At 68.2% G+C, this 20,514-nt stretch carries 17 protein-coding genes; 5 read left to right on the top strand and 12 right to left on the bottom strand.

What is annotated here, in order from left to right:
* The 7 genes from ACAM49_RS21955 to ACAM49_RS21925 all read right to left on the bottom strand — a co-directional run.
* Nucleotides 1–2,147 (bottom strand): Hsp70 family protein (locus tag ACAM49_RS21955; protein WP_369637420.1); only part of this gene is annotated, 2,147 nt, incomplete at its 3' end.
* Between the two features lie 767 nt (nucleotides 2,148–2,914).
* Nucleotides 2,915–4,498 (bottom strand): FAD-dependent oxidoreductase, encoded by a 1,584-nt coding sequence (locus tag ACAM49_RS21950; RefSeq protein WP_369637419.1) that lies wholly within the window; start codon nucleotides 4,496–4,498, stop codon nucleotides 2,915–2,917.
* 16 nt (nucleotides 4,499–4,514) lie between these two features.
* Complete coding sequence (locus tag ACAM49_RS21945; protein WP_369637418.1) at nucleotides 4,515–5,516, bottom strand: diiron oxygenase; 1,002 nt, start codon at nucleotides 5,514–5,516, stop codon at nucleotides 4,515–4,517.
* A 156-nt stretch (nucleotides 5,517–5,672) separates the two neighbouring features.
* The gene (locus tag ACAM49_RS21940; protein WP_369637417.1) at nucleotides 5,673–6,695 is read right to left on the bottom strand and encodes an Hsp70 family protein; all 1,023 of its coding nucleotides are present in this window, start codon (nucleotides 6,693–6,695) and stop codon (nucleotides 5,673–5,675) included.
* A gap of 345 nt (nucleotides 6,696–7,040) precedes the next feature.
* Nucleotides 7,041–8,744, bottom strand: coding sequence for an N-acetylmuramoyl-L-alanine amidase (locus tag ACAM49_RS21935; RefSeq protein ID WP_369637416.1), 1,704 nt, complete (start codon nucleotides 8,742–8,744; stop codon nucleotides 7,041–7,043).
* Nucleotides 8,745–9,003: 259 nt separating this feature from the next.
* Complete coding sequence (locus tag ACAM49_RS21930; protein ID WP_369637415.1) at nucleotides 9,004–9,459, bottom strand: ubiquinol-cytochrome c reductase iron-sulfur subunit; 456 nt, start codon at nucleotides 9,457–9,459, stop codon at nucleotides 9,004–9,006.
* 79 nt (nucleotides 9,460–9,538) lie between these two features.
* Entirely contained in the window at nucleotides 9,539–10,096 is a 558-nt protein-coding gene (locus ACAM49_RS21925; protein ID WP_051179819.1) for a sigma-70 family RNA polymerase sigma factor, read from the bottom strand.
* A 187-nt stretch (nucleotides 10,097–10,283) separates the two neighbouring features.
* Between ACAM49_RS21925 and ACAM49_RS21920 the strand changes: the two genes are divergently transcribed.
* Genes ACAM49_RS21920 through ACAM49_RS21910 form a run of 3 tightly spaced genes read left to right on the top strand, consistent with a single transcriptional unit; the run spans nucleotide 10,284 to nucleotide 12,255 of the window.
* Complete coding sequence (locus ACAM49_RS21920; protein WP_040815400.1) at nucleotides 10,284–10,664, top strand: hypothetical protein; 381 nt, start codon at nucleotides 10,284–10,286, stop codon at nucleotides 10,662–10,664.
* Nucleotides 10,665–10,710: 46 nt separating this feature from the next.
* Entirely contained in the window at nucleotides 10,711–11,460 is a 750-nt protein-coding gene (locus ACAM49_RS21915) for an SDR family oxidoreductase (RefSeq protein ID WP_369637414.1), read from the top strand.
* Nucleotides 11,461–11,502: 42 nt separating this feature from the next.
* Entirely contained in the window at nucleotides 11,503–12,255 is a 753-nt protein-coding gene (locus tag ACAM49_RS21910; RefSeq protein ID WP_369637413.1) for an alpha/beta fold hydrolase, read from the top strand.
* A gap of 59 nt (nucleotides 12,256–12,314) precedes the next feature.
* Here ACAM49_RS21910 and ACAM49_RS21905 read toward each other — a convergent pair whose 3' ends face one another.
* From ACAM49_RS21905 to ACAM49_RS21890, 4 genes are all read right to left on the bottom strand, one after another.
* Nucleotides 12,315–13,688, bottom strand: coding sequence for a bifunctional lysylphosphatidylglycerol flippase/synthetase MprF (locus ACAM49_RS21905; RefSeq protein WP_369637412.1), 1,374 nt, complete (start codon nucleotides 13,686–13,688; stop codon nucleotides 12,315–12,317).
* A gap of 134 nt (nucleotides 13,689–13,822) precedes the next feature.
* Entirely contained in the window at nucleotides 13,823–14,785 is a 963-nt protein-coding gene (locus ACAM49_RS21900; RefSeq protein ID WP_369637411.1) for a DUF5996 family protein, read from the bottom strand.
* A 24-nt stretch (nucleotides 14,786–14,809) separates the two neighbouring features.
* Nucleotides 14,810–15,463 carry an FMN reductase gene (locus ACAM49_RS21895; RefSeq protein WP_369637410.1) on the bottom strand — a complete coding sequence of 218 codons (654 nt, stop codon included), beginning with the start codon at nucleotides 15,461–15,463 and terminating at the stop codon, nucleotides 14,810–14,812.
* A gap of 8 nt (nucleotides 15,464–15,471) precedes the next feature.
* Entirely contained in the window at nucleotides 15,472–16,605 is a 1,134-nt protein-coding gene (locus tag ACAM49_RS21890) for an LLM class flavin-dependent oxidoreductase (protein WP_369637409.1), read from the bottom strand.
* A 306-nt stretch (nucleotides 16,606–16,911) separates the two neighbouring features.
* Here ACAM49_RS21890 and ACAM49_RS21885 point away from each other — a divergent pair, with 306 nt between their 5' ends.
* Complete coding sequence (locus tag ACAM49_RS21885) at nucleotides 16,912–17,274, top strand: hypothetical protein (RefSeq protein WP_369637408.1); 363 nt, start codon at nucleotides 16,912–16,914, stop codon at nucleotides 17,272–17,274.
* Between the two features lie 57 nt (nucleotides 17,275–17,331).
* Here ACAM49_RS21885 and ACAM49_RS21880 read toward each other — a convergent pair whose 3' ends face one another.
* The gene (locus ACAM49_RS21880; protein WP_369637407.1) at nucleotides 17,332–18,396 is read right to left on the bottom strand and encodes a cobalamin-independent methionine synthase II family protein; all 1,065 of its coding nucleotides are present in this window, start codon (nucleotides 18,394–18,396) and stop codon (nucleotides 17,332–17,334) included.
* 149 nt (nucleotides 18,397–18,545) lie between these two features.
* Here ACAM49_RS21880 and ACAM49_RS21875 point away from each other — a divergent pair, with 149 nt between their 5' ends.
* On the top strand, nucleotides 18,546–20,474 hold the full coding sequence (locus tag ACAM49_RS21875) for a serine/threonine-protein kinase (protein ID WP_369637406.1): 1,929 nt from the start codon (nucleotides 18,546–18,548) through the stop codon (nucleotides 20,472–20,474).
* Nucleotides 20,475–20,514: the final 40 nt, after the last annotated feature.

Here is a 20,514-nt window from a genome sequence, read left to right as displayed (position 1 = left end):
ATACCGCCGCCGCCCATGCCACTGCCGCCGCCCATTCCGCCGCCGGAGTGGGTGCCGCCGGGTGAGGAGCCGCCCGGGCCGCCGCCTGCGGGAGAGCCTCCGCCGGAAGTGGTTCCGCCGCCTGCCGGGGAACCACCGCCGGTGGTGCCGCCACCGGTCGTACCGCCGCCCGCGGTTGTCCCGCCGGTCGTGCCACCCGCCGTCGTCCCGCCGGTTGTACCGCCAGGGGATGTTCCGCCGGTCGTGCCACCGGCCGTTGTCCCGCCGGTCGTGCCGCCGGGAGATGTTCCGCCGGTGCCGGTTCCGGCACCGGAGGTGGTGCCGCCGCCGGTGGATCCGGCGGGGTCGCCGGTTGTGCCGCCGGTGGTGGTTCCACCACCTGCGGTCGTGCCGGTGCCACCGGAAGTGGTTCCGCCCGTGGTGGTTCCGCCGGAAGTGGTTCCACCCGTGGTTGTTCCGCCTCCGGTGCCGCCCGTGTCGCCGGGGGTCGTTGTGCCCGGTTGCGTTGCGCCATCGGTGGTTCCGGGTGTCGTGCCGCCGGGCTGGGCCGTGCCGGGCGCGGTGGCCCCGGGATCAACCGTGCCGGGTTGAGTCGTGCCCGGCTGAGTCGTGCCGGGGTCAGCCGGGGCGGGCTGGCCGGTGCCGGGCTGGGTCGTACCGGGTTGGGTGCCCGGTTGCGTCGTGCCCGGCGGGGTGGTGCCGGGTTGGGTTGCGCCGGGGACGGTTCCGCCCGGGAGGGTGCCGGAAATGGGAGTGCCGGAGACCGGGGTGGTGGAGCCCGGGACGCTGACCGCCGGGATCTGGGTACCAGGGAAGGAGCCTACGGTCCAGCTGGCGAGGCTCGCGTTCTGGAACGGGAGCGGGTTGATGAACTGCGCCGGGTTGGCGTAGGTGACGCCCGGCGTTGTGAGAGCGCGGGTTTCGCAGTGGGTGCCACCGCTGGTGGTGTCCACCGGGTGGCCCTTGACCCAATTCTGGGTGACGGTCGGCGCGGTGGGAACGTAGGCGCGGATGGCGGCCACGGTCGCGACGGCGTGCGAGTGTCCCGCGCCCGGCAGCGCGGCGGCGTCCTCGAAGAGGATGACGTCACCATTGCCGAGGGCCGCCGTGCCCGAGTGCGGTTCGGTGGGTTCGGGGGCGGCCTGCAGGCCGGGCGGCGCGGCGACCGGACCGCCGAGCACGGTGGCGGCGGACATGGCCAGCGCGGAAGCCACCGCGGCGCCGGAGATCACGGCCGCGCGGGGCGCGTAGCGGCCGATGGCGGACCCGGTGTCGATGCTGCGGTAGGCGGCGATGGCCGCGCCCACGGCGACGGTGTGCGCCGGATCGGGCGAGATGACCACCGGGCGGCCGAGATCGGCCAGCACCCGCGCCACCTCGGCGGGACGGGCCGCGCCGCCGATGAGCAGGACGCGGTCGATGTCCTCCATGTGCAGACCGGCGCGGTGCACCACCGAGCGCACCAGCCGTAGCGAATTGCGAATGTGCCAGCTGCGCAGGCGATTCGTATCGGAGGCGGGCACCACGGCCGATACCGGCTGGGTCCCGCCGGGCGCGATACTGCGCGCGTACCGGGCCAGCAGCGTGCCCAGCGGGCGGCCGCCGTAGTCGGTGGACCGTTCGGCGCGCCCGAGGATGCCGCGCTCGTCCCGGTCCGCCTCGGTGCGCACCACCGCGATATCGAGGCTGTTCCCGCCGAGGTCGTAGACCAGCGTCAGCCCGAACTCGGAGATGCCGTACTCCTCGTCGAGCCATTCCACCGCCGCGACCGGTTCGGGCATGAGCGTCACATCCGCGGCCCCGGACCAGTCCAGCGCGCGCCGCAGTCGCGTGACGTGTTTGTCCGAATAGCAAGCGGGATAGGTGGTTACGGCGGGTGCTTCGGGAGCGTTGGCTTCGATGAGCCCGTTCACCACGGCCGCCACCAGATCCGCCGGGGACCAGATGCGCCCGCCGATGACGACGGGGTCGGGATCGGCCGTGAGATCGGCGAAGTCGGTGACAACCGGGGCGAACCGGGGAATTCCCCCGATATGCGGGCCGCCGGCGCTGTCGAAGGTGACCGCCGTCCGGCGAACGCGCACCGCGGGCCGGTTCCGATCACCGGCCGAGGTCGCCCATACGGAGTTCACTGTGCCGATGCTCATGCCAAAGCCAACTGTCATCGCTATCCCGTCAACGCACCGAGACCACGGCCTCACAGGCGTACCAACCATGTGGTCGCGGTCGTTTTCCAAACAGCGCGTTCAGGTTAACTGGCGGTAGCGGGACATGAATATCGAATCGAGGGAAAAGATTTCGCGTCCAGTAGCGAAGTTGGCGAATCTACTGGTCAGGCAATCGCCCCAGCAAGATCGAATCCAACTGCGGGACATAAGCAACCGAACAGTCCTTCTCGGTGGCTACAACACAGCGAACAAACAACTCATACCAACCGGTTCGCAATGAGTGTCCGAAATATAAAACCGCAACGTCAGTTTGGGAGTGTGGATCACCGATCACTGGTCGGTAGCTACCCGGGAATTCCCCACGCGGGCCGCCTCACCGTCCGTGATTCGCGACGCGATCTTCTCTACTGCCCGAGATGTCGCTCCGAGCAAACGCGGCATTACAACTCGCACAACACCATCGGTACGTTGCGTGCGAGGCAGCCCCGAGGATTCGCAGCCGAACCACGATCGGATACCTTGCGGCACGAAAAGTCACCGGACCCGGCACAGAGATGCCCGCCATCCCGGCATAGCCACACCCCGTCATCCCGGCATGCTTTTGGCCGGGATCCATACCCGCGGGGTGGATTCCGGCCAAGAACACGCCGGAATGACGAGGCGTGGCGACACGGCGAAGGCCGCCGCACGCGCAGGGGGTGAGCGTGCGGCGGCCTTCTATGGGGCGTCGCCGAGAAGGGGTGGGTTCAGCGACGCACCAGCAGGGGAAGCCTGCGACGGGGGCGGTTGACCGCACCGCCGCGAATGGCGTGCGGCTGGCGCTGACCGACCAGTCGGTCGAAATCGCCTGCGCTGCGCGGAGGTTGGGCCAGGCGCCCGGCATTGAAGTCGTCCACCAGCTGACGCACGGTCTGCTGCGCGCACGACTTGTTGGTGCCGATGAATCCGGTCGGCCCGCGCTTGATCCAGCCGGTGACATACGCCCCGGGCACCACCGCGCCACCGGACTCCTCGGTCACCCGGCCGTCGGTGTTCGGAATGATCCCGGCCCGCTCGTCGAACGGCAGGCCCGGCAGTGCCACGCCCCGGTAGCCGACGGAGGTCAGCACCAGCCCGGTGGCCAGGGTCTCGACATCCTCGGTGGGCACCGCGTGCACGGCACCGTTGTCACCGGTGACGAGCTCGTTGCGCACCACTTCGATCCCGGTGACCCGATCCACGCCGGCAATGGCCCGGGGCGAGGACAGATACCGGAACACGATGCGCTTACGCCCACCGACAGGCCGATCCGCCAAGCCGCGCAACAACTTCAGCTTGTGCTCGACCTTCTGCGACATGCCCTCGACGATCTCCGGAATCTCACCCTCGACCACGATGTCGACATCCGCGCCCAGCAAGCCGACGAATTCCGGCACGGTGAAGGCGGATTCGGCCGGACCGCGCCGCCCGAGGATCACGACCTCCTCGATATTGCTGCGCCGCAAGGCCGTCAGCGCCCGCTGCGAGACATCGGTGCTCGCCAGCAGCTCCGGATCGGTGGTCAGGATGCGCGCCACATCCAGCGCCACATTGCCGTTGCCCACGATCACCGCGCGCCGCTGCGACAGGTCGAAGTACCGGCCCGCCTGCTCCGGATGCCCGTTGTACCAGGCGACGAAGTCGGTGGCGGAGACGCTGCCCGGCAGCCCCTCCCCCGGAATCCCGAGCTTGCGGTCCGAGGACGCGCCCACGGCGTAGATCACCGCGTGGTGGTGCGCCAGCAGCTCCTCGTGCGAAACATGTTCGCCCACGGTGACATTCAGGTACGACCCGAATCCCGGCTGCGCCGAGATCACGTCGAAGAGATCGCCCACCTGGCGGGTCTTGGTGTGGTCGGGCGCGACGCCGAAGCGGGCCAGCCCGTAGGGCGTGGTCAGCTTGTCGAACACGGTGACGGAAACCCCTGGCTGCGTGAGCAATTCGTCGGCCGCGTACATGGCCGAGGGCCCCGACCCGATGACGGCCACCCGCAAGGGTTCCCGCCCCGGCTTGACCTCCGCCGCCGGAACCGGCTTGGCCAGCAGCGGTCGCGGCCGCTCCTGCCGGTAGAAGTCGGCATTGATCTCGATGAACGGAAGCTGTTCCGCGGTCAGCTTTTTCGACGAGGTGATGGCGTCCACCGGGCACGCGGTGGCGCACGCCCCGCAGTCCACGCAGGCCTGCGGGTCGACGTAGAGCATCTCCGCGGTCAGGAAGTCCGGCTCATCCGGGGTCGGATGGATGCAGTTGACCGGGCAGGCGTAGACGCAGGACGCGTCGCTGCAACAGGATTGGGTGACAACGTACGGCACTGGACGGTCCCCTTCCCTACGCGACCTTGCCGGAACGGATCGGCTCCGAGCGGTAGCGCGAGGCCGCGCCGTCGATGCCGAGCAGCTTCCACACCCGCTTGGAGATGGGGTTCATCAGGCCGATCTCCTGGGCCAGCGCGCGCACGTCGATGAAGTAATCGCTGAAGACCTGCTTGGCCTCCTTGGAGCCGTAGAACAGTTCCTTGCGTACCGACTCCGGAATGTCGAACTCGCGGAAGAACTTCTTCGGCGGCGTCGCGATGGAGCGGCCGAGGATGAACATGACGATCGGCATGGCGATGGAGAGCACGAACCGGTTGGCGACATTGCCCTCGGGCACATGCTGCTTGAGGAATTCGTGCGCGAAGGAGATGTGGCGCGCCTCCTCGGCGACGTGGATGGACATGACGCCGCGCATGATCGGGTGCACCTCCTCGCCCGAGCGCAGGATGTCCTTCTGGATGTGGTCGATCGGCTCCTCGCCGGCGAGCACGGCCATGAAGAACAGGTTGGGGAACATGACCGCGACGGGCACGCCGAGGAAACGCAGCTGCCGGACCAGCGGACCCATCCCGGGCACGTCCGCGCCGATGCGGTTCACCATCTCCTGAAACATCAGGGTGTGGTTGAGCTCTTCGGACATCTCGTGGGTGCAGTAGCGGAATTCCGCGTCACCGTTGGGCAGCGAGAAGGTGTGGTTGACCATGCCGCTGATCAGGATGGACTCGAACTGGAGGCCGACCTTGGCGACATTGGCCTGCCGGTACTTGCCGATCGCGATCTTCTGCTCGTCGCTCCGCGCCAGGTACCACGGGTGGCGGCCCAGCGGGTCGGCGGACGCGGGCAGGATCCAGCGCTCAGGCTTGGCGTTGGCGTCGAAGTCCGGGTTTTCCCAGTCGATGTCCTCGTAGGGATCGAAGTTCTTGTTCACCGACCCTTCCGAGAGCAGAAGCAGCTTGTTCGCATACTCCTGGGCCTCGGCAACCACGGGGTCGACGGTCGTCGTGGTCGGAGACATCGTCGTCACCTCTCCATAGGAAGCATTTATCTGTGCCCCATGGTTACACCAAACTGGAGAGCCGTCAACAACTGCTCGCAAGCATGCTTGCAGAAGCTAGCGCAGCGTGACGCACGATTCCGAGCAAACCGGCCGGTAGCAGGACAAATGATCAGTTCAGAGTGCGGCCACTCTGGTGACACGCCGGAACAGACCCGTCAGCGAATGATGGCGATGTCCGCCCGAATCCTGGGCCAGTAGAGCCTGCCGGGCCGCGATGGCCGCGCCGTCGGCGATCGTGCGCTCGGGATCGGAGGCGACCACGACCGGGCGGGCCAATTCCTTGGCCAGTACCTGCGCGACCTCGGGCGGGCGGGCCGCGCCGCCGACGACCAGGATGCGATCCACATCGGCCATGGTCACGTCCGCGATGCGCAGGCATTTGTAGACCAGCGCCAGCGAACGGCGAATGTGCTCGCTGCGCAACTCACCCGAATCGGCGTCGGACAACCCGCGCGGTACGACTTGGGAGCCCGCGGTGCGACGCAGCTTGCGCGCCACCATGTCTCCGAAGGCCCGGCCGCCGTACTCGACCGAGTGCAGCGGCAGCCCGACCACCGGATTGCTCGGCGCGCCCATGCCCACCCGCAGCAGCGTGATGTCCAGCCCGGACCCCCCGAGGTCGTAGACCAGCGCCAAACCCGGTGTGAGCGGCCCGCGTTCGGCCGCCAGCCAGGCCGCGGCGGCGATCGGCTCGGCCATCAGGGTGGCCTCCGCGAGCCCGACCCCGTCGAGGGCGGTGCGCAGATCGCTGACGAGGTTGGCGGAGTATCCGGCCGGGTGGGTCACCGCGATACCGGCTTCCCCGCTCCCGAGCGGACCGGTCGGCGGCTGCCCGAGCACCTCCGCGACCACGCTGTAGGCGACGGTCGCCACCAGGTCGGCGGCCGAGAGCGCCCGGTGCCCGACCCGTGCGACGGGCGCCCCGCGCTGGGTGAGGTCGGCGAATTCGGTGATGACCCGTCCGTGCCGGGGAATGCGGCCGACCCGCGCGGTCCCGGAACTGTCGAAGGTGAGGGTGGTGCGCCACGTGGAGGGTGGAACACCCTTGCGCCCGGGGGGATTCTTTCCCGATCGATCGGCCGCCGTCGAGCAGACCGTATTGACCGTGCCGATTGACAAGCCCACACCGAACGCCATCATCCACCTCGATCTGACGAGCCGTTTCACGCCAGCCATCTGACCCGACCCGAATTCATGCAACTCCTGCGCCGGATGCTTGCCAACCACCGGACACGAGGTTGTCCGCACGTGCGCCGGTTCGGCGTCAGAACCGCGCTGTCCAGCCAGGCTGGGGGCGGGCACCCCGCGTGTGTTCCAGTCGCGCAATGTTTGCCCGCCTTCGTCGGTTCGCCGGATGCGGGACAGAAGGTGCCGAACGGTTCGGATGTGACGGATGGCGATTGCCCGAAGGTGGCGGGGCGCAGCGAAAAGCGCCCCCGCTCCGGTGAATTCGGAGCGGGGGCGCGGGGAGCTGTCCGGACTCTAGTTGGTCGGCGTCTTCAGCATGTTGCTGCTCAGCACCGACACCACGCTGTAGGCCAGGTTGATCAGGTCCGGGGCGATCCCGGTATTGCCCATGAGCATCTTGGCCAGCGGGCCGAAGAACTTGATGGCCGTCTGCACCAGCGAGCTCATGGTGTCGACATCGAGGCCGCCGTCGGACTTGGAGTTCTTGTCGGTGCCCGGCTTCTGCGTGCCCGGATTCGTCTGCGCGCCGGGGCTGGCCGGGGCGGGCGTCTGCTGACCGGCCTGCGCGCCGGGCGATTGCTGTTGCGGCCCACGTGGTTCCGGCATCGGCTGCGCCACCGGCTTGGCGGCGGGCGTACCAGGCTTGGCCGGCTGCGCCTGCAGCGCGGGCTGACCGGCCTGCGGCTGCTGACCCGACTGCGGCGCCTGCCCCGACTGCGGCGCGGTCTGCGGCGGGGTGCCCGCCTGTCCCTGCTCCATCTGCAGGAACTGGTCGGCCAGCTGCTGGAAGAACTGCAGCCCCGCGTCCATCGGCGTCGCGCCCGGCTGTCCCGGATTCGTCTGTGCCGGAACGGGAGCCTGCGGCGTCGCGGGCTGGGCCGGGGTCTGCCCCGACTGCCCGGGCGCCTGCGCCTGCGGCTGGGTCTGCGGGACCTGGGCCTGCGGTTGCGTCTGCGGCAGCTGCGCCTGGGGCTGGGTCTGCGGCGACTGTGCCTGCGGCTCGGTCTGCGACTGCCCCGGCACCGCGGCCTGCGGCGTCTGCGGCGCGGGCGCCTGCGGCACCTGAGCCTGCGCGGGCTGGCCCTGCACCTCGGCCGGGGTCGGCAGGGCCGGAGCCTGCGGCACCTGCGCCTGCGCGGGCTGGGCCGGAACCGCCTGTCCCGGAGGCGTTACCGTGTCCGACGCCTTCTCGGTGTCCGCGGGCACCGGCACCCCGAGCAGGTACGAGGCGAGGCCCGTCGTGATGGTGACCGCGTGCTTGAGCTGCCCCTCCGGGGTCTCCAGCTGCTGGGCGTCCTCGGCGTTCGCGCCATTGCCCATCTCCAGGAAGACATCCGGCACGGTGGTCAGCGCGGGACCGGCGATATCGGCGCGCGGCTGCAGTCCGTCGACCGCCCCGTTGTAGGTCGCGACCTGATATCCGCTCTGCACGTACGCATCTCGCATGGCCTTCGACGCGGCCAGCCCGGCGCCGGACTGCACCTCGTTGACCTTGGCGTCGGGCACCGGCAGCTGCGGCACGATGAGGTGGAAGCCGTGTCCGTCGGCGGGCCCGCTGTCGGCGTGAATGCTGAGCGCGACATCGGCGCCGGAGGCGTTGGCGGCCTTGGCCCGTTCGTCGACGCAGCCGCCCCAGCCGGTGTCGTCGGGGCGGCTCATGACGACCTTCGCGCCCAGGCCCTCGAGCGAGGTGCGCACCAGCTGCGCCACATTCCAGTTGATGGTGTGCTCGGCGATGCCGTGCAGGCTGGTCATGCCGGTGGTCTGGCACGCCTTGGTGCCGCCGCGGCCGTCGCTGACCTGACGGTTCTCGTCCTGGGAGTGGTTGGGGCCCTGATGGCCCGGGTCCAGGAAGACGGTCTTCCCGGCGAGTTTCTGCGGCAGCTCGGGCAGCGCGGGCGCGGCCAGGGCGGCGGTCGGGACGATCCCGGCCACGGCGGTGATGGCCGCCGCGGTGACGACCGTGCATATTCCGGACTTGGTGATGCTCGGTTTCATAAGCGGACGGCGCTCGGGGCGGAGCGCCCCTCCCTTCCCACTAGTAACACCAGACCCAAATATTCACTTCAAGCTCAAACAGCACTCTGGCAACTTCAGTTACCTTCTGGCAAGCTTCGTGATGGAACCGTTACCTGTGGTCAGACGTCCATAAACACCAAATCGGGACGCTGGCGGGCGCGATCGGCAAACCGCACCGATTCGAAACGACACGCCAACTATCCCGCACCCCACGACCGCTACCGCGACGACGCGCGGATCACGCCGAAACGATCTTGTCCCCGTCGACTCGAATGGCCTTGGCATCCAACGCCCGCGGCGCCGGGCCGGTCGCGACGGTGCCGTCGAGATGGAAGCTGCTGCCGTGGCACGGGCACTTGATCACGCCGTCGGCCACCGCGTTCACCTTGCAGCCCAGATGCGTACAGGTCGACGAGAACCCCTGGAACGTCCCCGCGGTGGGCTGGGTGATGACGACGTCGCCGGCGATGACGCCGCCGCCGACCGGAACGTCCTTGGTGTAGGCCAGCTCGTCGGCGTCCTGCTTCTTGGCCGGCGCCTCGCCGTTCTTGGAACTGGGCGCGGCCGAGGCGGGCTGGTCGGAGCCGCTGCTGCAGCCCGCGACGGTGAGCGCGGTGGCGGCGACCGCGGTGGCGGCCAGGGCGGTGCGGCGGTCCACGGCGAATCCGCCGGGCGCACGGGTGGTGTCGGTCATCGGTAACTCCTCGCTTCGGAGCCGGCCCGCCGGGTGCGGGTCGGCCACTCTTGTTGGACGTGCGGGGAGCGCTACGGGTTCACGCGCTGAGCGGCAGTCGGCGCAGGGAACGCAGCGCGTAGTGCACTCGGGTCTTGACGGTGCCGACCGGTATGCCCAGGTCCGCGGCGACATCCTGGTAGGCGCGATCGCGCAGGATGACCTGCACGACGGCGTCGCGCTGGGCCGCCGGAAGCTGGGCGAGCAGGTCGGCGACCAACAGCCCGTCGGTCAGATCTTCCACGAAATCGGGGCGGGCGCAGTGGTTTTCGGCCTGTTCGCCGATCTCGTCCCAGCTGGCGTCGCCGGGGCGGGCGGCCCGGAAGCGGGCGGTGTCGATGAGGACGTTGCGTTCGATGGTGAGCAGCCAGGTGCGGACACTGCCACGCTCGGGGTTGTAGCTGGCGCAGGCGCGCCAGGCCCGCAGCAGGGTCTCCTGCACCGCGTGCTCGGCCAGGCCCGGATCGCCGAGGCGGCCCATGGCCCGCCAGTGCAGCAGTCCGCGATCGGCGGCGAGCACGGCCGCCAGGCCCGCGTCGGTGCACAGCCGGGCGCAGTGTGTCGCGCAGCCGGTCGCGACCGGGCGAAGACTTCCCATGCCCTGAATATCGTGGGCAGAGCCAAAAGAGCATCGCCCGCGATTGTTCATTTACTCGAATCCGGGCGATTTCCCGAAAACAGACCGGAATCTCTGATAGACACCGCCCCGGGAGACGCGGGGGTCACCCGAACGCCGCACGACGGGAACCGTGCGGCGCAAAGTGAGCTGCTCAGGGAGGAACACTGTGCGTGCAGGCGCGCTCGTGGCCGCGGGAGCCTTCGCTTCCGCGTTGACAATGGCCGCATCGGGGATCGCGGCCGCCGAACCGGCCACCGATATCACGGTGGACGGGACCTATGTGGTCAATGTGGATATCAAGCCGGGGATCTATATCGGCGATGGTTCGCCGGACCCGGCCAATGGCGGCTGCTTCTGGCGGCGGCTGTGGAAGATCCAGACGCCCCAGGATTATCCGGATCCGAACTACTACATCATCGCCAGCGACTTCGTCCGCACCAAGCCGGTCACGGTCGAGATCAAGGCGACGGATGTCGGCTTCTCCACCCAGAACTGCGGGGCCTGGCACCTGACGCCCGCGCAGCCGAACACCGGCTCGGCCGGATAACCCTTCTCGCGTGAAGGAAATCGGGCAGTCCGATTAGGGTGATGGCATGACCAGGCAGAAGATTCTCATCACCGGCGCTAGCTCCGGACTGGGTGCGGGCATGGCCCGCGAATTCGCGCGGCGCGGGCGGGATCTCGCGCTGTGCGCCCGGCGGGTCTCGAATCTCGAAGAGCTGCGGGATGAGCTGCTGGCCGCCAATCCCGGGATCACGGTCGCGGTGCGTGGGCTCGATGTCGACGATCACGCGGCCGTGCCGAAGGTCTTCGAGGAGTTGCGCACCGAACTCGGCGGGCTGGACCGCGTCATCGTCAATGCCGGAATCGGCAAGGGCGCGCGCCTGGGCACCGGGCGCGCCGACGCGAACCTCGCTACCGCCACCACGAATTTCGTGAGTGCGCTGGCGCAGGCCGAGGCCGCGATGAGCATCTTCCGCGCGCAGAACGCCGGGCATCTGGTGCTCATCTCCTCCATGAGCGCGGTGCGCGGGCTGCCCGGCAAGAAGGCGGCCTACGCGGCCAGCAAGGCGGGCGTGACCGCGCTGGGTGAGGGCCTGGCCATCGAATTGCGCGGCACCCCGATCAAGGTCACCACCGTGCAGCCGGGCTTCATCGCCACCGACATGTCCGCCAAGGCGGGCGACGCCAAACTGGTAGTGCCGCTGGACAAGGGCGTCGATTCCATGGTGGCCGCCATTGAACGCGAGGGCGTGCGCGCCTCGGTCCCCGAATGGCCTTGGCGGGTACTGGGATTGGCGATGCCGCTGCTTCCTCGCGCGATCATGGCCCGGATGGGTTGAATCATCGCCCGGATGGGTTGATCGACCGCTAGCATCGCGGCCATGGCGAAGTTCACCACCCACGACGGGCTGGAGCTCAACTACACGGTGTGGGAGGGCGACGGCGTTCCGGTGGTGCTGCAGCACGGAATCGTGGCCGACACCAATGCCAATTGGATGAGTGTGGGTGTGGTGGCCGCGCTGCGGAAGGCGGGGCATCACGTCATCTCGCTGGACGCCCGCGGGCACGGGCGCTCGGAGAAGCCGCACGATCCGGCCCGATACTCCTGGCGGGCCATGGCCGATGACGTGCGGGCGCTCTACGACGAGCTCGGCCTGGATCGGGCTGCACAGGTGGGCTATTCGATGGGCGGTATCATCTCGCTGCTGGTCGCACAGGCCGACAAGCGGGTGGAGCGGCTGGTCATCGGCGGTATCGGCTCCGGCGTGGTGGACTGCGGCGGAATCGATTGGCGCGTCATCGAATCCGCCGACATCGTGACCGCCATGACCGCGGACCCGGCCGAGATCGTGCCGAACGCCCGCATATTCCGCCTGCTGGCCGATGCGCTCGGCGTGGATCGCGACGCCATCGCCATGGTGGCGACCGGCCTGAACGAGGCGCCGATCGAAAACCTCTCCGCCATCACGATTCCGACCCTCGTCCTGGCGGGCGACGCCGACCCGTTCGCGGCCGAACCCGAACGTCTCGCCGCCGCCCTCCCCGACGCGAAATGCGTCGTAGTCCCCGGCGACCATCTCGCCGCCGTCGCCGACCCGGCCTTCTCGTCAGCCCTGGTCGACTTCCTGAAGTGAGAATCCGCCAGCAATTCCCGGGGTTTCAGGGGTTTACCCCTGAGAGTTACGAGAGTTGTTCAAAATTGCTTGCGGTGCGGGACGAACTCCAGGCTGAGCAGTGCCAGCGCCACGATCAAAACCTCGCGCCAGCGCAGGAGCACGAACCGCTGATCGCCGAAGGCGTTGAACTTGCGTAGGAATCGGTACAGCGATTCCAGCCGGATGAGCGGATCACCCGCGCGCACCGCCAGATACACCACCTGCATGGTCCGCGACCGCTGCTTGTCGGCGAAAATCTCCGGAAACGCCGCGAACGCCAGCGAGATTCGCTTGATCCCGCGCTCGCGCGCGTAATCCACCAGATCCACGATCATGCGCTCGTCGAGCCCGTTGGGCGCGTCGCGCCGCCGCCAAGGAACGTCGAGGCTGAGTTCCTGACCGTTGCCGGACATGCCGTAACGCTGGAAACCCGCCACGCGCCCGTCGGCGTCGCGCGCCATCACCACCAGCATGCCGGGGTGCCGCCCGTCGAGCAGGTGGTCGAGGATCATGGAGAAGCCGCGGGTCTGCCGCCCGTGCCCCCATTCGTCCACGATGGCGAGCAGGGTTTCGCGCTGCGGTTCGGTGAGCGCGACCTCCGGCAGGATCTCGGTGGTTACGCCGAAGTTCTTGGTGCGGCTCACGGCCTGGCGCAGATTGCGGAACTTGCGGCCCACCATGTCGAATCGGCCCACGTCGATGACCACGTCGCGCCCGATGGCGATGGCCCGCAGCCCGCGATGGTCGACCGCGCGCCGCTGCCAGGTCTGGGTGAGTTCCGGGCTCGCGCCCAGCACCGCGATCTTCCAGCCGTGGCTGCCCGCGAAAAGCGAGAAATCGGTGAGCAATTCGGGGAAGCTCCCCGCCTCGCCGATGGGATCGCCCGCCACGACGGCGATTCCGAGCCGGGCCCGGTAGGCCAGCGCCGCGGAACCGTCGGCATTGAAGTAGTAGCTCTTGGAGGAGTGAAGCGCGAAGGGGGCCAACGGATCCCCCTGACTGCGCCGCACCAGGTCGGCCACCCGCGGCAGCTGTTCGGGCTGCGGCTTGCTGCCCTGCGGCAGCACCAGGAGCGCGCCGCTGGCCGCGAGGAAGACGAAGCCGACCGCCGGATGCTCGGTCCGGTAGCTGAAGTTGGAGATCACCAGCGTCATGGCCGCGAAGGTCAGATGCGGCAGGGTGATGGGCCGGCGCAGGTAGAGACCGCGGGCCACGAACAGCCCGGCGAAGGAGACGGCCACGAACCAGCCGTGGTCATTGCCCTCCCGTGACGCGCGCTCGGCCGCCCACACCAGAATCACGCTGCCCAGTACCAGTGCGCCCATCAGCCCGACCCGGGTGTTGGGTCCGGCGGTGAAAGTCGTCTCCCGGTACGCGGTCAGCGTCGGATTCGGTATGCGTTCCTCACGCATCTGAGCCCCTCTCCTCCACGCGCGAAAGCCCCGCGGGCCCTCTCCCCATGGCGATCATCCCATGACTCCTCTTCGACACACTATGCCGGAGAGACGATTCGGTGCAGCCGGATATTCCTGCGGCACGGGCCGCGCTACTCCGGCCACCCGAGGCGAGGCGAGGTCAGCACGGGATCGGTGATGCCATTGTGGCAGGCCAGACCGACAGCGTCCCAGCCCGCGAGACGCGAGCCCGCTTCGTAAGCGGATTGAAAGAAATCCATGGCCGTACCGATCGGGTCGGCGGCGGTGCGCACGTCGTCATAGGGCAGGTAGGCGTTGTGACCGGAGCCCGAGACCATCCATTTCGCCGCGGCCGGGCGCAGGGGCTGATCGCTGAGTCCGGCGGGTTCGGGTGCGGTGTAGGAGTAGAAAGTGGGCGCGGGGACCTTGTCGTCGCCGAACCAGAATCCGGCGCTGATCACCTCGCGTGAATACGCCTCACGGGTGACCGGATCCACACTGTCGGGCATGGCGATCTTACGGTCGGAGAAGCGCTGCACCGCGAGATCGAAGGTGTGCCAGAAGAGCTGGACCGGTGAGATCTTGCCGGAGTAGGTGGCGCTGAAGCGTTCCAGGATCCGGCCCACCTGGCTCTGCACGTGGAAGGCGCGCAGCGCGGCGGCCGGATCGTAGGTGTGGTGTTCCTCGTCCTCGTCGAAGGGCCGCCCGTGGTCGGGCAGGTCGAACGGGGTGGGATGCGGAAGCACCACGTCCACGCCCAGATTGCGCAGGCCGTCCATGGCCTCGGTGTAGAAACTCGCCACCGACTGCCCGGCCAGCGGCACCTCTTCCTGCGTGCCGCGGTCGTCCGACAACCGCAGCACGTGGTCGAAGAAGTCGAAGGCGCAGGTGAATACGGGGCCTTCGCTCGCCGTCCCCAGGGGCACGGTGGTCCAGCCGCGGGCGGTCAACCGGTAGGTCATATGCCACCAGTGATTGCGTCTGATGCCCTTGGCCAGCGCCACCTTGCCGATGATCTGGGCGTAGCGGTGCAGGGTTTCCTTGGTGGGCCGCCACGAGTCGAGCGGGATGGCGGGCAGCAGTTCCTCGGCCATTCGATCACTGTAGCTATCGATCGGCTATCGCCCGTCCCCGGTGTGCCCGGCCAGCAGTTCGCTGAACGGCCGCACCGCGCCGACCCGATTGCCGGAGCTGCGGTGGCGGACCGGCTCGTCCTGCAGGAAGCCCTGCACGGCGGCCGGCTCGGCGACGATGAGCTGAGCCAGTTCGGCGGCCGCCCGGTGCACGCGCTCGGTCAGGCCGGTGGAGCCGAAATCCTCGGTAGCGGCGAAGACACCGGTCGGCACGACCACCGCGCGCAGGTAGCCGAACAGTGGCCGCATGGCGTGGTCGAGCACCAGGGAATGCCGGGCGGTGCCCGCGGTGGCAGCGATGAGAACCGGCATGCCGCTGAGCGATTCGGTGTCCAGGACGTCGACGAACATCTTGAACAGGCCGCTGTAGCTCGCGGTGAAAACCGGTGTCACCGCGATCAGGCCGTCCGCATCGGTCACCTTCTCCCGGGCCGCGGCCACGGCGGGCGTGGGCAGTCCGGTGGTCATGGTGGTGGCGAGATCGCCTGCCAGTTCCCGCAATTCGATTACCTCCACCTCGAGGCTCTCCCCGCGCCCGCCCACCGCCGCGGTGACCGCGGCGGCGAGCTGGTCGGCGAGCAGCCGGGTGGACGAGGGCTGCGAGAGCCCGGCGGTCAGCACTACCAGTTTGCGACTCACGTTCGTCCTCAATTCTTTTCGGCGAGCACGCGCTCGCGGGCGGGCTCGACCAGGTGATGCGGGGCGTCGGGACCGGCGGCCACCAGCGACGCGTGGGTGAGCGGATCGCTCGGCACATTCGCCGGGCGGCGCGCCTCGAATTCCTTGCGCAGCACCGGAACAACTTCCTTGCCCAGGATCTCGACCTGCTCCAGCACCATCTCCAGCGGCAGGCCCGCGTGGTCCATGAGGAACAACTGCCGCTGGTAGTCGCCGACATTGTCGGCGAAGCCGAGGGTGCGTTCGATGACCTGCTCGGGGGTGCCGACGGTGAGCGGGGTCAGCTCGGTGAAGTCCTCCAGCGACGGGCCGTGGCCGTAGACCGGCGCATTGTCGAAGTAGGGCCGGAAGATTCGCTTGGCCTCGGCCGCGGTCTCGGCCATGAAGGCCTGCCCGCCGAGTCCGACGATGGCCTGCTCGGCCGCGCCGTGGCCGTAGTGCTCGAAGCGGCGGCGGTAGAGGGTCACCATCTGCTTGGTGTGCTCGGGATTCCAGAAGATGTTGTTGTGGAAGAAGCCGTCACCGTAATAGGCGGCCTGCTCGGCGATTTCGGGCGAGCGGATGGAGCCGTGCCACACGAACGGCGGGGTGCCGTCCAGCGGTGCGGGTGTCGAGGTGTAGCCCTGCAGCGGGGTGCGGAACTTGCCCTCCCAGTTGACGGTTCGCTCGCGCCACAGCCGCCGCAGCAGGTGGTAGTTCTCGATCGCCAGCGGGATGCCGTCGCGAATGTCCTTGCCGAACCAGGGGTAGACGGGTCCGGTGTTGCCGCGGCCCATCATGAGGTCGACCCGGCCGCCGGCCAGGTGCTGCAGCATGGCGAAGTCCTCGGCGATCTTCACCGGATCGTTGGTGGTGATCAGGGTGGTCGCGGTGGACAGCGCTAACTTTTCGGTCTTGGCCGCGATGTAGCCGAGCATGGTGGTCGGCGAGGACGGCACGAAGGGCGGGTTGTGGTGCTCGCCGGTGGCGAAGACGTCGAGGCCGACCTCTTCGGCCTTGAGGGCGATCGCGACCATGGCCTGGATGCGCTCGGCCTCGGTCGGGGTCCGGCCGGTGGTGGGGTCCATGGTGACGTCACCGACGCTGAATAGTCCGAACTGCACGGGTCCTCCTGTGGTCGCTTCCACACTTGGTGGATATGGCAACCACATGAACACGGCCCGTCGCGAAGGTATTCCGGGGCCCGTCGGGGGCGTGATTCGCGCCACTCCGGCGCATACCGGGCAACCCGCGCCCCCGGTCCGGATTTCGGGCGGCACCTGCCACATTCATAGGTCCGAGGACTGCGGAGTACCCGCAATCCACTTGCGGGTACAGCGAAACACTCAGTAGTGCAAGATCTTTCGACGTATCCTGAACATTCCCCGCGCAACGCCGGAGATCTCGAGCATGGACAGGGGGTAGATCCAATGGCGGACAATACCGTCGGTACGGCATACGCCGTTGTCGTGACCGCGGTCGCCGATCCTATGCAGGTGGAGGGCCTGGAATGGGATCGTGCGGTGGAATACCTGCCCAGCATCGACTCCCATCTCATGCGGAAGTGGGTCCGCGCCCAGGAGGCGGGCCCGGGCGCGCGCCACGGGGTGGTCATCCCCGGCCCGCACCGCCGCGTCACCCCGCGCCACCCGTACCGCGAGGTCTGCGTCCCCTCGGCCGAATACCAGCTGTTCAGCGCGGCCGTGCGCACCAACCGCCGCCGGGTCCTGGCCACCACCTGCCCGGAGGAGGAGGCCCGCCAGCGAACCCGCCTGGTGTCCTCGACACGATGACCCCTGCGGATCTCCAGGAGTGCAGGGGCTCCCGGAGATCCGCGGACAGCTCGTCGATCACATTCCCAGTGCGGCCGATGCCGCCGCGGTGCCTTCCACTCGGGCGCGGATCTTCGCGAATGCTGTTTCGCGCGAGGTGGATACGTCGTCGCCGAAGGGTGAGAAGCCGCAGTCGTCGCAGGTTCCGAGGCGGTCGGCGGGGAGATATCGCGCGGCGGCGAGCACCCGGTCGCGGACCTGATCGGAGGTCTCCACCGTCGGGTCGATGGGGTCGGTGACGCCGATGAAGATGGCGGCGTCCGACGGCAGGTGGTCGGCGATGATGCGCAGTACCCGTTCGGGATCGGGCTCGCTGGCGAGCTGTACATAGAACCGGCCCGCGCGCATTCGGAACAGCTTGGGCAGTAGTTCGGCGTAGTCGACATCGAGGCTGTGCGAGGAATCCTGATCGCTGCCGGGGCAGGTGTGGATGCCGATCCGCTGCCGTTCGGCCGTCGTGAAGCGGTCGAGCACACGGTTGTTCAGCTCGATGAACTGATCGAGCACGCCGCCGCTCGGGTCGAGTTTGAGCGAGAGGCGGCCCTCGGTGAAGTCGAGTTGGACCGAGTCAGCGCCCGCGTCGAGGGCGGCGCGGATGTCGGCCTCGGACTGGTCCATCAGATCGGAGAGGAACCGTTCGCGCGGATAGTCGTCGATGCCCTCGGGCGGGTACAGCAGGCTCAGCGCGGAGGGCGCGATCACGGCCTGCTTCACGGGCTTGGTCGCGAACTTCTGGGCCGCACGCAGATACGACGCGGCGAAGGTGCCGTAGCGGAACGGCCCGGCGGTGAGCTTCGGCAGCTGCCGGGTGTGGCCGTCCGCGAAGGGAATGACCGCGCCGTCCGGGCTCAGGTTCGAGCGGCCCGTCAGGGGGTACGTCGCGAAACTGGGTTTGCTCTGTTCGCCGTCTGTGACGATGGGCGAACCGGCGGCCTCCATTTGCGTGATCGTTTCTCGCACGGCTTCGTCGTACAGCCCGGCCAGTGCGGCATCGTTGATTCGCCCGGATTGATGTTCCTGAATTCCGTTCAGCAATTGCGACGGCCGCGGAATGCTACCAATCGGTTCGGTCGGCAAGGACATGAGCGCGCTCCCATCGATGTGGTTGAGCTGGCTAGATCTCTTGACGCCCTCAACTTTCCGCCGCCACGCGTCGAAATGTCAACGGCCGGAGCTCGGCTGAACCGTTGACCACCTCTGGGTCGTTATTCGATAAAGGGGAAGCAGGGCGAATGGCCAGTCCACACCAAATCCTAACGATCGGTTCGTTTTTCGGCCCGTACCGGCTGGACCGCCTCATCGGGCGCGGCGGGATGGGCGAGGTGTATCAGGCGTACGACACGGCCAAGGATCGTGTCGTCGCGATCAAGGTGCTGCCGGAGCGGCTGGCGCAGGATCCCGTGTATCGGCAACGGTTCCAACGGGAATCGCATGCGGCGGCACGGCTGCGCGAGGCGCATGTGGTGCCCATTCACGACTACGGGGAGATCGACGGCCGCCTCTACATCGATATGCGCCTGGTCGACGGGGAGAACCTGCGCGAACTGCTGGATCGCGTCGGACCTCTACCACCCGTGACCGCGGTGGAGCTCGTCCGGCAGATGGCCGCCGCGCTCGACGCGGCGCACGGGGACGGGCTGCTGCATCGCGACGTGAAACCCGACAACATCCTGATCACCCGTGACGGGTTCGCGTATCTGGTGGATTTCGGGATCGCGCAATCGGCGACGGACGAGAGCCTGACCACCGACGGCTCCGCGCTCGGTTCCTTCCGCTACATGGCCCCGGAGCGGTTCAGTGCCCGCGACTTCACTCCGGCCGCCGATGTCTACGCGCTCGCCTGCGTGATGTTCGAATGCCTCACGGGCGCAAGACCATTCCGGGGCGACACGAACATCTCGCTCATGCGCGCGCACCTGTTCGACCAGCCGCCACCGCCGAGTGCGTTGCGCCCCGGGGTGCCCGAGACATTCGATGCGGTGATCGCGCGCGGGCTGGCCAAGAATCCGAATGACCGGTTCGGCACGGCGGGCGAGCTGGCCGCGGCGGCACAGGCGGCGCTCAGCACGACTTCCATTGCGTCCCAGCCGCGTTCGGACCGCAAGCTCGCTCGGTGGATGGGTCGAGTGGCGGTGGCGGTAGCCGTGCTCAGCCTGCTCACCGCGTCGATCGGCTTCGCGGGATTGGCGGCCATGCGGCCGAAGGTGACGGGTACGGCGGTGCCGGACGCCAAGGCCCTGACCGGACCCGATATCGAGTTGCTGTCGACGGTGAACGGTGTCGGATACAAGCGCGCCAACTGCACGCACAACCAGCTCGACGACGATTCGATGCTCGCCTTCTTCACCTGCGAGGCCAATCCGGCCACGAATGAGCCGTTCGCACAGTTCATCCGGTTCCGCAGTGTCGATCAGTTGCGTGCGTTCCACACCACGGTGTTCCTCGGCCAGTTTCACGGCGGAGTCTGCGGCGGCGACGCTCCCGGCGTCGACGGGCCCGCGATGGTCGCGGGTAAGGAAATCGGCCGCAGGTCATGCTTTCTCGACACCGGCACCTCGGTGACCGCGCCGCCGCCCGGGCTGGAGCTGACCGACGAGTCCGCGGTGGCGATGGCGATCTTCGTCTGGGATCGCACGGACAGCACGAAATACCGGGACTACTACGCCAAACAGGACGCCAACGTATTCCTCGGCGGCGATAACGCGCCCGGCGATCCCGATTCGTTCACCGACGCCGACCGAGCGCTGCTCGGCTACGCCGGAAAGGACTACCGCCGCACCAACTGTCGGCATCTGAAGCCGAGCGAGGGACAGAACGCGACGCTGCTGTGCGGAACCCCCGACTCGGCGACGATCCTGTACGGCTTCGCCAATGTCAGCGGTCCCAGAGCCTGGTACGAGAATGGTCTGGCCACTGCGTCACCCCACACTTGCGGCAGCAAGACCGGTGCGGACAATGTCTGGCGCCGGTCCAATACCGCTGTGGGACGGTTCTTCTGCTTCACCGACACCACGGAGAAGCCGCCCCGCCCTTGCCTGGCGGCCGAACGTGACGATCAGCCCCTGGCGGTGCTGCTGTGCACCTTGGATCCGGACGATCCGCAAGCGGGGCCGAAGACGGAGGCCGAATTGCTCGCCTGGTTCCAGCGGAATTTCGGATAAGGCATTTGAGAGTTGGTACGGGACAGGCGGCCGACGCGGT

Source organism: Nocardia sp. JMUB6875, from assembly GCF_041154655.1.
In the GTDB taxonomy this organism is placed as follows: domain Bacteria; phylum Actinomycetota; class Actinomycetes; order Mycobacteriales; family Mycobacteriaceae; genus Nocardia.
Note: the sequence above shows the minus strand (reverse complement) of the source record. Positions and strands in the feature narration are given on the sequence as shown.